Genomic DNA, 13,714 nt, shown 5'->3' with positions numbered 1-13,714 from the left:
CTGCCCTACACTCTACGTCACTGCTCTACACTCTACGTCACTGCCTGATGCTCTACGTCCCGCGACTTGTTCGCGGGATCCAGCATTTTTTTAAAAACCAGGGCTATGGGGAAGGTGTACCTAGTTGAAAAACATCCCTTTTATATCTTTAACTTAATAACAACTTAACACATCCAGACCATTTTCTTTTAAAGAACCTCTATTAAATCTTGCATTCAACACCAAAGGTATTTATTGTAAAAAATCCCCTATAAAAACTTAGACAAAATAAAGGAACTATATGAAAAAAATAGGATTATTAGTGAGTTGCTTGGTTTTTTATAATCAGGTATCTGCTCAAACGCCGATTGTGGCCCCTCAGCCAACTTCATGTGTCACAGGCCAATTCAGCGCCACGGGAACAAGTCACTGGCAAACGGTTTCATTGAAACTAACCAACAATTGTGCGCAAACAGTTGATTTTCAAAATTCGACCATAACTTTTTCAAACAAAAGTAGCCTGAACACTTCATTTTGGGGGAATTTTTCACCATTATCTTATCCCGTGAATAATTTGCAAATTACATCGCAATCACAAAGTGGCGGCACCTATTTATCCACTCTTTCTTTACAATTCCCGACCTATTCAGGCGCCAACAGTAAGCTGCCTAAGGGAAGTTCTTTTACCATTATCTATGGGGCACCTCAAGCGGATTATGTGGCCAATAGTGTTCTTGTTTATTTGAGCTCCCCTGTAGCAACAGGAAACATTAATTTAATTAATGCAACGTCACAACCTGCCAATGTAGCTCAACCCTATGCCCTCGTAAATTTAATGTCCAATGGGCAAACCGTAAGCGCAGTTCAGGTTCCCTGGTCAGGACAGCAACTTGTTTCTGGGTTAGCTGCTGGTAATTATACCGTATCCCCAACTACAGTAACCGACAGTAGCGGAACGGTGTATCAAGGCGTTGCAAATCCTGCAAACTTAACTGTAAGTTCCGGTACTACAGTTTCCTCCACCTTAACCTATACTGCAACACAAACTACAGGAAGCATAAAAATCAATCTGGCAGCACTGCCTTCGCAATTATCGGGTTATACAGGAAAGCCTACTGTGACTTTGACGCGTACGGACACTCAAAGCGCGACCACAGCGCAAGTGAATTGGAACACTACCAATACCGTGAACCAGCTTGCCAATGGGGTGAGTTATACTTTCTCAACTCCCGCCATTGCGTTTAATGGTTATAATTGTACGGCTACTTTTGCACCGACATCAGCAACAGCAGCGACTTTAGCACCAACAGTACAACTGTCTTATAATTGTACCCAAGTTGCTCAAGACAGTATTCCTGTAACCGTGAATGGGGCGCCCTCTTCCCTTTCTTCAGTGAATGTTACTTTCACCCCAAATGGTAGTGGTTCCCCTGTCACTGAAACGATTTCTTTAAATAATGGTTCAGGATCTGGTAATGTGAGCCTAACCGATGGTGCCATTTACACCGTCAGCGCCACATCAGTGAATGGTTATACTGTGAGTTACTTGCCACAACCGCTAACTGCATCATCTTCTGCTATTGAGACCATTACGTATACGCAAAGTTCAACTAGTGGCGGCAGAATCATCGGTTATTTACCGGGTTGGGTTACCCCTCCTCCCGCGACAGAATTAGCGAATGCGGGTTATACGCACATTCAGGTAGCGTTTGGGGTGTTTAGTACGTCATCTCCAGGTCAAATCACCCCTGCCTTCGATACCGTATCTGCAAGCTACATTCAGTCATTGCATGCTGCAGGTATTAAAGTATTACTGTCATTAGGTGGGGCTTTAACGAGCATTCCCAATACCACAGTAGATTTTCATCAGGTGGTGGCTGCTGCTTCTTCTCCAACAGCCTTTGAGCAAACCTTTATCAGTTCATTGGAAAACCTGATGACGCAATATCAATTTGATGGTTTTGATATTGATATCGAGCATGGAATAAACGCAGGAGGTACTTTTACCAACCCTACTGGGGATATTGCGGTTTTAGCCCATATCATCAATACCATGCATGAAAAGCATCCCAATTTATTGATAACCCTGACACCACAAACGGCAAATGTTGCTGCAACCTCCGGGTTTGATGCAACTTGGGGGAACTATGCATCATTAGTGATGCAAACCCACGATTCTTTAGCCTGGGTTGGCATTCAAATGTACAATGCAGGGTGTACCTTTGGAATTGACTTGATTTGTTATGATCCCAATAACACCAGTAGCCCCAATGCTTCAGTTGCCATGGCAACCGACCTTCTCGAGAACTGGCCTGCAACCACTTCTTCAGGGCAAAGAACAGGGTTCCAACCCTATATCAGTTATCTCAAACCATCTCAAGTAGTGCTTGGATACCCTGCGCCTAATGCTTCAGGCCAAAGCGATGGCTCCCCTGCGGCCGTGATTCCTAACATCAAACGGGCCATTCAATGTTTACGCACTGGAGTGAAGAGTTCTTCAAGTTGTGACACTTATGTTCCCCCAAGAACTTATCCTGGATTTGGCGGAGTATTTGATTGGGAAGTGATTCATGATCAAAATAACAACTTTAACTTTGCTAAGAGTTTGGTGAATTGTGTGAAGAATAATAATTGTAATTAACTAAATCACTGGGTTCTGCTCTGCGGAACCCATCTAGATTTCTCTATGCTATTTAGACTAACCGTTTATTTCATCCCAAGATTACAGTTTAATGATCAAAAAAATAAATATTAAAAAGATGATCTGTTAATCAAACCTTGCTTGAGTGGTTATAATGAAAAATAAACGCAATGCTTTAACAAGGCGAGTTAAAAAGGTTTGTGACATTTTTACTTTGCTAAGAATGTGACATTTTCACTTTGCTACGACACATTATTGTAGCTTGTGTATTTATTTTATACATTGTCTTATAATTATAAGAGTTTGATTATTCGAGGAGAAGGTTTATGTTCAACAAAGAAAAGCAAACGATAAGAGAAGAAAGTGTAGAGCAAAAAGTTAATCCGAATCAAGATGCAGCGCTACAAATGCAAATAGTGCAAGCAAGAAAGCATATAGATGCTCATAGAAATGTTGATAGTGAAGGAGCTTACCCAGAATCAGTACTTGCTGTTTTTGATTTGATTGATATCCTAAATAATATACAAGGTGAAATTAAACCAAAAAATAATGAGGCTAGGAAACAAATGGCATTGGATTTGAAAGATCAAGTCTATATTTTTTTAAATGCAATAGATAACGGCAAGTTTAGCGCAGAATATAATGATCAAGATGAAAAACACCGTAATGCAAGAGATGCTTTTCTAACAAATTGTGGTGCCATTATAAATGAGCATTATAAACAAATGGCTGCCGATCCTACTATATGGAATGCTATTAAGGGTAAAATGAATGATGTTTGTAAATTCTTTGGATTAAAGCCTGATGGTAAGTTTGTGGATACTAGACTCGATGCTTCTTCTGTACTTAAAAATCAATCTGTAAAGGAAAGATTTGATCAAGTAAAAAATTCAATAACTATAAAAGATGAAGATGATTTCGACTATAAAGGACCTGGAATGTAAAATCTGTGTTCCGCAAATGCTAATGGAAAAACCTACGATTTTTTAGCCTGGGTTGGCATTCAAATGTATATGCAGGATGTACCTTTGGAATTGACTTGATTTGTAATGATCCTAAGAACACCAGCAGCCCCAATGCTTCAGTTGCTATGGCAACAGATCTTCTCGAGAACTGGCCAGCAACCACTTCTTCAGGGCCAAAACAGGATTCCAACCCTACATCAGTTATCTCAAACCATACCAGGTAGTGCTTGGATACCCTGCGCCTAATGCCTCAGGCCAAAGCGATGGCCTCCTGCGGCCTTGATTCCTAACATCAAACGGGCCATTCAATGTTTACGCACTGGTGTGAAGAGTTCTTCAAGCTGTGACGCTTATGTTCCTCCAAGAACTTATCCTGTTTTAGGGGTATTTGATTGGGAAGTGATTCACGATCAGAATAACAATTTTAACTTTGCGAAGAGTTTGGTAAATTGTGTCATTAATGGAAATTGTAGTGTATAAAAGAAAAGGGTGGCTATGCCACCCCTTTATTAAGTTTGAAATAGATCATTCAGTGATTAATTTTTGGAGAAAAATTATCCTCAGCAACTACTAGGGAGTATAACCTCTATCCTCTTCTTCTCTTTGCTGCGCTTTATTCTCAAGATCAGCCTTCAAACCTCGAATTGAATCTTTATATTTTTGAACTTCAGCATCAGCACCGAATTCACTTTTTTCAACCTCAAAAAGATCCTTATACCCAGTGAGCTCTTCTATAAAGTTATTTATATGAGCCGCAATTCGGTTGAAAAAACCAGGGGAAGCTTCCATTTTAGGTTGATATTTATGAATAACCTCAATAGCTTGCTCAGCTAATTGATGTTGAAACTTTGGAGCTTTTGCCCAACCATTTTTAGAGTCTGCATCTAAAAGGCCTCTCAATTCACGAAGCATACCTCGAGCAGCCTCTTTTACATCCTGAGGAAGATCTTCCTTTTCTCTATTAAAAACTGTTTCTATTCTAGTATATAGATTTTGTACTGATTTATGAACAGGACTTTCATCATTCAATTCAGCATTTAAACCACGCACACCCTTTTTAACTTTACCAATCCCTTCTTCTATTTTTTTTCCAGCACCTTTGAACCAAGACATAATAAGCCTCCAAAAATTTAATTACTATTACTATTTATAGCACACGTTGCATTTAATATCATCTTACTGTTTATTTAATTAACCTTCCATTTGTATTTTTTTATTTCTGACACTCTCATTATACAAATTAAATATTAAGAAAATATTAAATCAATATTAAATTAAATAAATCAATATGATCATATGGTGAGCACATAGTACTCATAAAATAATTTAAGCTATTTGAACCCTTTTTTATGTTTTTTGGCATGGTCTATTAATTTATGTGTATTTTGTAATCTTAATGATTTATAATTGAGTACAATTGGGTTTAATTGAGGAATTTTTTATGTCATTTAGTAATCGCGAGAGAAGTAGAAAAGGTAAGTTCTCAGATGCTTATGCCTCTGACCAAAAAAGTAGGGTCAACGCAGCTCTAGAAAAGGGTAAAGCTAGAAAAGAAGCACAATTAAAGAAAGAAGAAATAGAACAAAGAAAAAAAGAAGCAATGAGTGATATTTTGGGACAGCATGGGATTTGGAAACAACTAAAGGCTGCTCAAGTCCAGGTGCAGGCCGAAGAGGATCCTCAAATAACAGAGGGAGTAAAGGAAGCAAAAAGGGCATTAAAAAGAATTAAAAATGTCCCCCCGGCGATTGAATCTGTGGTTGAGCTTGTAGAGTCTCTCAATTCTTTTAAAGGTGAAATAGGTTTGGGAACAGATTTAATAAGACAGAAAATGGCAGTAGAACTAAGTATGAGCTTAGTTGAATTTCAGAAAAACTATAAAAAAGAGGATGCCCTCGCTAAATTCCTTACTAGTTGCCAGTTGGTAATGAAAAATAATTATAAAAAATTAGCTTCTGAACCTACCATTTGGAATTTTATTAAAGATAAGTTAAATAATGCCCTGAAATGGGTTGGTCTAGCAGCTAAAGGTTTCTTGATTGATACAACGCTTGATTCATCTGCTGTAATTAAAGATGAAAATGTACAAGAAAACTTTAAAAATGTTTTAAGAGCAAAAATAAAAATAGATGATGCACCTGATGTAGATACCTCCTTGAAAATTTAAAAAGTTGGGCTTCTGCCCAACTTTTCCCATTAAATCCTTTGGTTCATTCTTTCATTCAAAAACTTATTGACCCCAGAAGCAATCGATAACATTTCTAAACGCGCTTCTTTATTTTAATTAATCAGAATTAAATGATTAAATTTAAAAAAAAGGTTATATTTCATATTATATTTCCCAAAAACACTAAAAAATGCAAGAAATTACCATCTATCACAATCCCCGTTGTTCCAAATCAAGACAAGCTTTGGAACTGCTTCGAAGCAAAGGTTATGAGCCAGTTGTGGTCGAATACCTTAAAACGCCCCTCTCCCTTGAGCAATTGCACTCTTTAAAAGCACATTTCCCATTACAAGAGTTTGTTCGTACTGATGAGAAAGTATTTAAAGATCTCAGACTTTCGTTAGAGAATGAAGATCAGATACTCCAGGCGATGCACAAAGAACCGATTTTAATGCAAAGACCTATAGTGACTTACAAGAATAAAGCCATTATTGGGCGGCCGCCTGAAAAAGTCTTGGAGTTGCTGGAGTAGGTAAATCACATCAGGATAATACCGGTTGCAAACTACCGGGCTCTACAAAAAGAATAAATGGATTATCGTATGACAGGATCTGGGTTTCTTTTAATCGCTATGGCTTTTGCTTTGGGCCTCCGTCATGGCTTTGATTTGGATCATCTAGCAACCATTGACTCGGTAGCGAGGATTGTCCGTACACGTCGAACTCTTGCGAAAATTGTCGGATTTTTATTTTCTCTTGGCCATGGCCTGGTCGTCATTTTAGTCAGCTTAATCATTGGCAATGGCATGAAACCCATAGAGGTTCCACAATGGCTCGAGGGGTTAGGCAATAGTATTTCCATTACTTTTTTAGTACTTTTTGGCTTACTGAATCTCTGGAGTGTGATCCAAGGCCCCTCTTCCTCCACCCTGCCTAAAGGATTAAAAAATTATTTCGCCACCAAATTAATCCACCCCTCCATCAATCCTTTTTTTATCATATTGATTGGCGCCCTTTTTGCCCTTTCCTTTGATACTGTAAGTCAAGTGGTTTTATTTTCTCTTTCGGCACGGGCAATGGCTGGATGGGTATTTTCCGGCATTCTTGGAACTTTTTTTATGTTGGGTATGATGGTTTCAGATGGCTTCAATGGATTATTTGTTTCATCCTTAATCCAACGCGCAGATTTAATATCTCTTGCACTCTCTCGTTTGGCAGGATTAACCATTGCCGGCTTTAGTTTATTGATTGGTTTGTTTAATATATTAAAAATATACCAATAATGTGAGCTCAAGAAATGCATGAATTATGGCTATGCCGCAATATTCTTGAAATCATCAAACAAAAAGCCAATACTACTCAGTGCACACGGATAAAAAAAATTGTTTTAGAAATTGGCCAGCTAGCGGCTATTGAAAAAAAATCTTTAATGTTTTGTTTTAATTTAATTGCAGCAGGGACACTCGCGGAACATGCAGAGCTTTTGATTGTAGAGACACCGGGTGAGGCCATTTGTGAATCCTGCCAAAAAAGAAGCCCTTTAACACAATATTATGATGCCTGCCGGAATTGTGGCAGTCATGCACTTAAAGTAGTCCAAGGGGAAGAATTACGGGTTAAGTCGATGGAGGTAGAATAATGTGTGGCATTTGCGGTTGTTCTGAAGAACATCATGAAATGGAGCACCCTACGCATGAAAAAATGCATGGCCACGCACACCATCATCATGAAGAGCATCTCATTCATGTAGAGCAAAATATATTAGCCCAAAATCAGAAATATGCTCAGAACAATCAAACTTTTTTAACAAAAAAAAATGTTTTGGCGCTAAATATTATGTCCAGCCCGGGTTCTGGAAAAACAACGCTTTTGGCAAAAACAATTTCCGATTTACAGCATGAATTGGATATCAGCGTGATCGTTGGCGATCAACAAACCAATCATGATGCAGAATTGATTAAGTCCAGCGGCGGAATTGCCATACAAATTAATACCGGAAAAACCTGCCATCTGGATGCACATATGGTGGGTCATGCTTTAGAAGAACTTTCTTTAAAAGAAAATTCGCTTCTCATCATCGAGAATGTCGGTAATCTGGTTTGTCCTGCGTTATTTGACTTGGGTGAGCAATTCAAAATTGTCATTCTTTCAGTGACCGAGGGCGATAATAAGCCTTTGAAATACCCGGATATGTTTCGCTGTGCCGATCTCATGATCATCACCAAAACAGACCTGCTGCCTTATGTATCTTTTGATATGGACCAGTGTATCGATTACGCACGGCGAATCAATCCTGATATAGAGACCATTCATCTTTCTGCCACCCAGGGCGAGGGTTTACAAAATTGGTATCATTGGTTAAAGCAAAAACAAAGAAAACCCATATAAACCATGCAACGCCTTAGAATAGCGATCCAGGGTCAAGTTCAGGGTGTGGGTTTTAGGCCTTGTGCATATCGTATTGCCCAACAGCTTGGTTTAACGGGTTGGATTCAAAATAATGCTTCTGGTGTTTTGATTGAAGTACAAGGAAAATTAGCAGGTGATTTTTTGCATCACTTGCAGGGAAACTTACCGCCGCTTGCCAAAATAAGTCGTATCCATCAAGAATTTATTGCACCCACTGCCAACGAATCCATTTTTAAAATACATCAAAGTCAGTCTGGCCAAGCAAATACGATGATCACTCCAGATGGCAGTATTTGCTCTGACTGCCTCAAAGAATTGTTTGATTCCCAAAGTAGGTATTTTCTTTACCCTTTTTTAAACTGTACCCAGTGTGGGCCGCGCTTCACCATCACGCGAAAGCTTCCTTACGATCGGGAGCAAACTTCAATGGATGCATTCCCTTTATGCCTGGAATGCCAAGCAGATTACAACAACCCCGAAAACAGACGCTATCATGCACAACCCACTGCCTGTTGCCATTGCGGTCCTCAACTATCCTGTTCTATAGATGAAATAGCCAACTGGATATTACAGGGAGAAATCATTGCTTTAAAAGGGGTGGGCGGTTATCAATTGATTTGTGATGCGCGCAATGAGGAAACTGTCGCCAAATTAAGGTTAAGAAAAAACCGGGATGCAAAGCCTTTTGCACTCATGGTTGCGAACAGCCTCAGTGCAAAACGTATAGTGACAATCAACTCAAAAGAGCAAGAACTATTAGAAAGTAATGCGCGTCCAATCGTATTGCTACAAAAAAATGCCGGATTGAAAGAATTAGATGGAGTCGCCCCCGGTTTAAATACTTTAGGAATAATGCTTCCTAATTCCCCAATACATTATTTACTATTTCATGCGTTCTCCGGAAATAAAGAAGGTTTGTCATGGTTAGATCAAATCCAAGAAACCATTTTAGTGGTAACCAGTGCCAATTTAGGGGGCGAACCACTCATTATTGAAAACTCAAGTGCAGAGCAAGAGCTCAGTGAAATTGCCGATAAAATCATTTCCTATAATCGTCATATCGTGACGCGCGCTGATGATTCGGTCCTGCGCTTTGTCCAAGATACTCCGATATTCATTCGCCGGGCCCGAGGGTTTGTACCGACACCCATTCAACTCCCCTATTCTATTCCGCCTACGCTGGCTTTAGGCGGTCATCTAAAGAATACTTTTTGCATCACACGCGGTGATGAAGCTTTTGTGTCCCAATATATTGGTAGTTTAAATAACAAAGCAACCATTGAATTTTTCCATGAATCTTTGGAACATTGGTTAGATTTTCTTGGCATCACGCCCGAACGGATTGCTCATGACATGCATCCTGATTTTTATACCACACGGTTTGCAAAAAACTATGAAATTCCAGCATTCGCAGTTCAACATCATCATGCGCACTTAGCGTCTGTCATTGCAGAACAAGGCATACAAAATCCAGTATTGGGTTTAGCGCTTGATGGATACGGGTATGGCACCCAAGGGGAATCATGGGGTGGGGAGCTGTTCTTTGTAGAGAAAAACAGGTTTTCTCGTATAGGCTCTTTTCTCCCATTGTCGCAACCTGGTGGAGAAGCTGCAGCACGGGAGCCTTGGAGAATGGCGGCAAGTATTTTGCATTATTTGGGTTTGGGCCATGAAATTGAGCGCCGATTTTCTGAGTTTCCTCAATCACGCTTAATCCAGCAAATTTTAGATAAAAAAATAAATAGTCCAGAAACAAGCAGTTGCGGCCGCTTGTTTGATGCAGCCAGCGCATTGCTGGGCATTCAGTTAATGTCGGAGTATGAAGGACACGCTGCAATGCGTCTGGAAAGTTTGGTGACAAAGGTACAAACTCTTGCTCAGGGGTGGAGAATACAAGGGAATTTTTTCGATATGACACCTACCCTTGATTTTCTCGCAAGGGCGATTGATCCAGTCTCTGGCGCCAATTTATTTCATGGGACTCTTATTTCTGGGCTCACCTCGTGGATCACGGAAACGTGTCGAGAAAGAAAAATTGATATGGTAGTATTGAGCGGCGGTTGTTTTATAAATCGAATTTTAGCTGATGGATTAACCAAAAACTTGAAGCAATCCGGCATTACCTCTTTTTTACCGAGAATACTACCCGCAAATGATGGGGGAATTTCTTTAGGGCAAGCATGGATAGCCGGCAATTTGTTTTAGGAGCTGGGTAGCGCTTAATGAAACTCGGCCAGGTGATGGAAAGGATATTTTATGTGTTTGGCTTTACCCGCACAAATTACCCAAATTCTTGATGATGACCGAGCCGTGGTCAACATAGGCGGGATCTCTAAGGAGATTTCGACTGCTTTATTGGAGGAAGTGTCTCTAGGAGATTATGTGATTATTCATGTGGGCTACGCTTTAACCCGTCTTGATGAACACGAAGCGCAAAAGACCCTTGGTTTATTCGCGCGAATGGCGCAGGAAGCATCATGAAATACATTGAAGACTTTAGAAATGGAGATTATGCGACAGTTCTTGCACGCGATATTGCACTACATGCTGATCCTGATCGTTGCTATCAATTTATGGAATTTTGTGGCGGCCATACACATGCCATTCATCGTTATGGTATTCCAAGTTTACTCCCTGCCAATGTAGAAATGATTCATGGCCCGGGGTGTCCAGTCTGTGTTTTACCCATGTCGATAACAGACAAAGCGATTGCATTGGCTTCTCTACCGGACGTGATTCTTTGCAGTTATGCGGACATGTTGCGTGTTCCCGGCTCCGGACAAAGAAACCTGTTACAGGCCAAAGCTACGGGAGCTGATGTACGTATGATCTACTCAGCACAAGATGCCTTGAAAATTGCTCAGGAAAACCCGAAAAAAGAAATTGTATTTTTTGCCATTGGCTTTGAAACCACGACGCCACCAACCGCCTTGGTCATTCATCAAGCAAAACAATTAAATCTGGGCAATTTCAGTGTCTTTTGTAATCATGTTGTCACCCCCGTGCCGATGGATCATTTACTGCAATCGGATGAAGTGACACTCGATGGATTTATAGGTCCTGCCCATGTCAGTATTGTTATTGGAAGTAAACCCTACGAAACTATCTGTCAAAAATATAATAAACCCATTGTTATTTCAGGATTTGAACCTTTAGATGTGTTGCATTCAATTTTAATGCTCCTGCAACAAATCAATGAACAACGTTGTGACGTAGAAATTCAGTACACTCGAGCCGTCCAGCGTATGGGAAACCAAATATCACAAAAGATAATGGCTGAGGTATTTGAATTACGTGATCAATTTGAGTGGCGTGGGTTAGGTTTTATTCCTCAAAGCGCTCTAAAAATTAGAAAAGAATACGCTGCGTTTGACGCGGAAAACAGATTCAGTATCCCCGAGTTTATTTCCCAAGAACACAAGCAATGTCTTTGTGGTGAGGTTCTTCGTGGGGTAAAAAAACCCAAAGAATGTAAATTATTTGCTAAAGCATGCACCCCGGAAAATCCATTGGGTTCTTGTATGGTTTCTTCAGAAGGAGCATGTGCGGCAGTATATGCTTATGGACGGATAAATGAATATTGAAGCAGTAGCGACCAAAAAAATAAAAGCACCAAAACTCAAAATGAAAAAAGGAGTGATTAATCTAAATCATGGCAGCGGGGGTCGAGCCATGGTACAACTCATTGAGCAAATATTTTTATCTGCTTTCGACAACCCATGGCTTTCCGCAGGAAATGATTGTGCGTGTTTTGCTGTATTTCCAGGACGGATGGTGATGACAACCGATGCCCATGTCATTTCGCCTTTATTTTTTCCCGGCGGCAATATTGGGTCCTTATCAGTCCATGGTACAGTGAATGACCTTGTGATGTCGGGTGCCAAGCCTTTGTACTTAACGGCAAGTTTTATTTTGGAAGAAGGTTTTGCCCTTGCTGACTTGCAAAAAATTGTTGATTCCATGGCAAATGCTGCAAAAGAAGCTCAAGTTTCTATTATTGCAGGGGACACTAAAGTAGTTGAGCGAGGAAAAGGAGATGGGGTTTTCATCACTACAACAGGAATAGGAGTGGTTCCTGAAGGGCTCAATATTTCCGGAAATCGAGCCAAGCCTGGAGACCGCGTCCTAGTCAGCGGCTATATGGGCGACCATGGGGTTACCATTATGGCGCATAGGAATAATTTACAGTTTCAAACCCATATTCAATCGGACAGTGCGCCACTCCATGATTTGGTCGCCCACATGGTTCGAGCAGTACCCGATATCCATTGCTTACGCGATCCAACTCGCGGAGGTTTGGCAACGACCTTAAATGAATTTGCAATGCAATCTCAGGTGGGGTTCATACTTGATGAAAATAAAATTCCCATACGCACTGAAGTAGCAAGTGCCTGCGAGTTATTAGGTCTTGATGTCCTGTATGTTGCCAATGAAGGAAAATTAGTGGCGATTTGTGCGCCTGGGGATGCTGAAATCCTTTTAAACTCAATGCGAGCTCATCCTTTGGGACAACATGCAGAAATTATTGGCGAAGTCATCGAGGACCCTCGTCATTTGGTACAGCTTAAAACGAAATTCGGAGGAATGAGAATTGTTGATTGGTTAACGGGTGAGCAGTTGCCGCGGATTTGTTAGAGAACGATGCTCCATCTTAGGAAATGTTGGAGCAAAGCGAGTTTAATGGATACAGCCATGGAAGAAAAACAGTACTATGTTTATTTGTTAGCGAGCGAAAAATATGGGACATTATATGTCGGAGTCACGAGGAATTTAGAACAACGGTTCTATCAACATTGTAATGATTTAGTCGAGGGATTTACAAAAAAATATAAGGTCCATAACCTTGTTTATTATGAGGCGCATTCTGATGTGAATGAGGCTATTAGACGAGAAAAACAGATTAAGAAGTGGAACAGACAATGGAAAATAAATTTAATAGAGGAAAAGAATCCGCATTGGATCAATTTAGCCATTGGATTGTTTTGATAAATGGATTCCCGCCTGCGCAGGTGGGTTATCTGCTCTTGTTAATTTGGCCATTGGATTGTGTGGATAGATGGATTCCCGCCTACGCGGGAATGACATAGTGGAGAGCTTTCTCATTGGGTGAATTTGGACTTTGAATTGAGTTGATAAATGGATTCCCGCCTGCGCGGGAATGGCAGGTGGGGTTATCTCCTGTTGTTTGATCTGGCCATTGGATGTGTAGATAGATGGATTCCCGCCTGCGCGGGAATGACAGGTGGGGTTATCTCCTGTTGTTTGATCTGGCCATTGGATTGTGTAGATAGATGGATTCCCGCCTGCGCGGGAATGACATAGTGGAGAGCTTTCTCATTGGGTGAATTTGGACTTTGAATTGAGTTGATAAATGGATTCCCGCCTGCGCGGGAATGGCAGGTGGGGTTATCTCCTGTTGTTTGATCTGGCCATTGGATTGTGTAGATAGATGGATTCCCGCCTGCGCGGGAATGACATAGTGGAGAGCTTTCTCATTGGGTGAATTTGGACTTTGAATTGAGTTGATAAATGGATTCCCGCCTGCGCGGGAATG

Annotated in this window: 13 protein-coding genes; 12 read left to right on the top strand and 1 reads right to left on the bottom strand. The window is 40.6% G+C overall.

All coding sequences use genetic code 11. The features are described 5' to 3' along the window. Positions 1–280: 280 nt before the first annotated feature. Together BU07_RS0107125 and BU07_RS0107120 are read left to right on the top strand one after the other, a co-directional pair. Entirely contained in the window at positions 281–2,620 is a 2,340-nt protein-coding gene (locus tag BU07_RS0107125; RefSeq protein ID WP_031564672.1) for a glycosyl hydrolase family 18 protein, read from the top strand. 326 nt (positions 2,621–2,946) lie between these two features. Beyond that, entirely contained in the window at positions 2,947–3,564 is a 618-nt protein-coding gene (locus tag BU07_RS0107120) for a hypothetical protein (protein WP_031564670.1), read from the top strand. Between the two features lie 591 nt (positions 3,565–4,155). On the opposite strand, the gene BU07_RS0107115 is transcribed toward BU07_RS0107120, so the two are convergent. Further along, a complete protein-coding gene (locus tag BU07_RS0107115) occupies positions 4,156–4,698 on the bottom strand; it encodes a hypothetical protein (protein ID WP_031564667.1) in 543 nt (180 codons plus the stop codon). A gap of 328 nt (positions 4,699–5,026) precedes the next feature. Between BU07_RS0107115 and BU07_RS0107110 the strand changes: the two genes are divergently transcribed. The 10 genes from BU07_RS0107110 (at position 5,027) to BU07_RS0107065 (ending at position 13,146) form a co-directional block, all read left to right on the top strand. After that, entirely contained in the window at positions 5,027–5,752 is a 726-nt protein-coding gene (locus tag BU07_RS0107110) for a hypothetical protein (protein WP_031564665.1), read from the top strand. 190 nt (positions 5,753–5,942) lie between these two features. After that, positions 5,943–6,284, top strand: coding sequence for an arsenate reductase (glutaredoxin) (gene arsC, locus BU07_RS0107105; RefSeq protein ID WP_031564663.1), 342 nt, complete (start codon positions 5,943–5,945; stop codon positions 6,282–6,284). Positions 6,285–6,353: 69 nt separating this feature from the next. Next, positions 6,354–7,034, top strand: coding sequence for a HoxN/HupN/NixA family nickel/cobalt transporter (locus BU07_RS0107100; RefSeq protein WP_031564661.1), 681 nt, complete (start codon positions 6,354–6,356; stop codon positions 7,032–7,034). A gap of 14 nt (positions 7,035–7,048) precedes the next feature. Further along, positions 7,049–7,390, top strand: coding sequence for a hydrogenase maturation nickel metallochaperone HypA (hypA, locus tag BU07_RS0107095; protein ID WP_031564659.1), 342 nt, complete (start codon positions 7,049–7,051; stop codon positions 7,388–7,390). Next, positions 7,390–8,139 (top strand): hydrogenase nickel incorporation protein HypB, encoded by a 750-nt coding sequence (gene hypB, locus BU07_RS0107090; RefSeq protein WP_031564657.1) that lies wholly within the window; start codon positions 7,390–7,392, stop codon positions 8,137–8,139. Before hypA ends, hypB begins: the two co-directional genes overlap by 1 nt. Positions 8,140–8,142: 3 nt before the next feature. After that, the gene (hypF, locus tag BU07_RS0107085) at positions 8,143–10,365 is read left to right on the top strand and encodes a carbamoyltransferase HypF (RefSeq protein WP_031564654.1); all 2,223 of its coding nucleotides are present in this window, start codon (positions 8,143–8,145) and stop codon (positions 10,363–10,365) included. Between the two features lie 51 nt (positions 10,366–10,416). After that, positions 10,417–10,641, top strand: a complete 225-nt coding sequence (locus BU07_RS0107080; RefSeq protein WP_031564652.1) for a HypC/HybG/HupF family hydrogenase formation chaperone — start codon at positions 10,417–10,419, stop codon at positions 10,639–10,641. Further along, positions 10,638–11,744 carry a hydrogenase formation protein HypD gene (hypD, locus tag BU07_RS0107075; RefSeq protein WP_031564651.1) on the top strand — a complete coding sequence of 369 codons (1,107 nt, stop codon included), beginning with the start codon at positions 10,638–10,640 and terminating at the stop codon, positions 11,742–11,744. The genes BU07_RS0107080 and hypD overlap by 4 nt, the downstream gene beginning before the upstream one ends. After that, a complete protein-coding gene (gene hypE / locus BU07_RS0107070; protein WP_031564649.1) occupies positions 11,734–12,795 on the top strand; it encodes a hydrogenase expression/formation protein HypE in 1,062 nt (353 codons plus the stop codon). The genes hypD and hypE overlap by 11 nt, the downstream gene beginning before the upstream one ends. Positions 12,796–12,852: 57 nt before the next feature. Further along, on the top strand, positions 12,853–13,146 hold the full coding sequence (locus tag BU07_RS0107065) for a GIY-YIG nuclease family protein (protein WP_031564647.1): 294 nt from the start codon (positions 12,853–12,855) through the stop codon (positions 13,144–13,146). Positions 13,147–13,714: the final 568 nt, after the last annotated feature.

It is taken from the genome of Legionella wadsworthii DSM 21896 = ATCC 33877 (genome assembly GCF_000701265.1).
Taxonomy (GTDB): domain Bacteria; phylum Pseudomonadota; class Gammaproteobacteria; order Legionellales; family Legionellaceae; genus Legionella; species Legionella wadsworthii.
The sequence above is the reverse complement of the archived record's forward strand: the minus strand, read 5'-3'. Positions and strand labels throughout refer to the sequence as shown.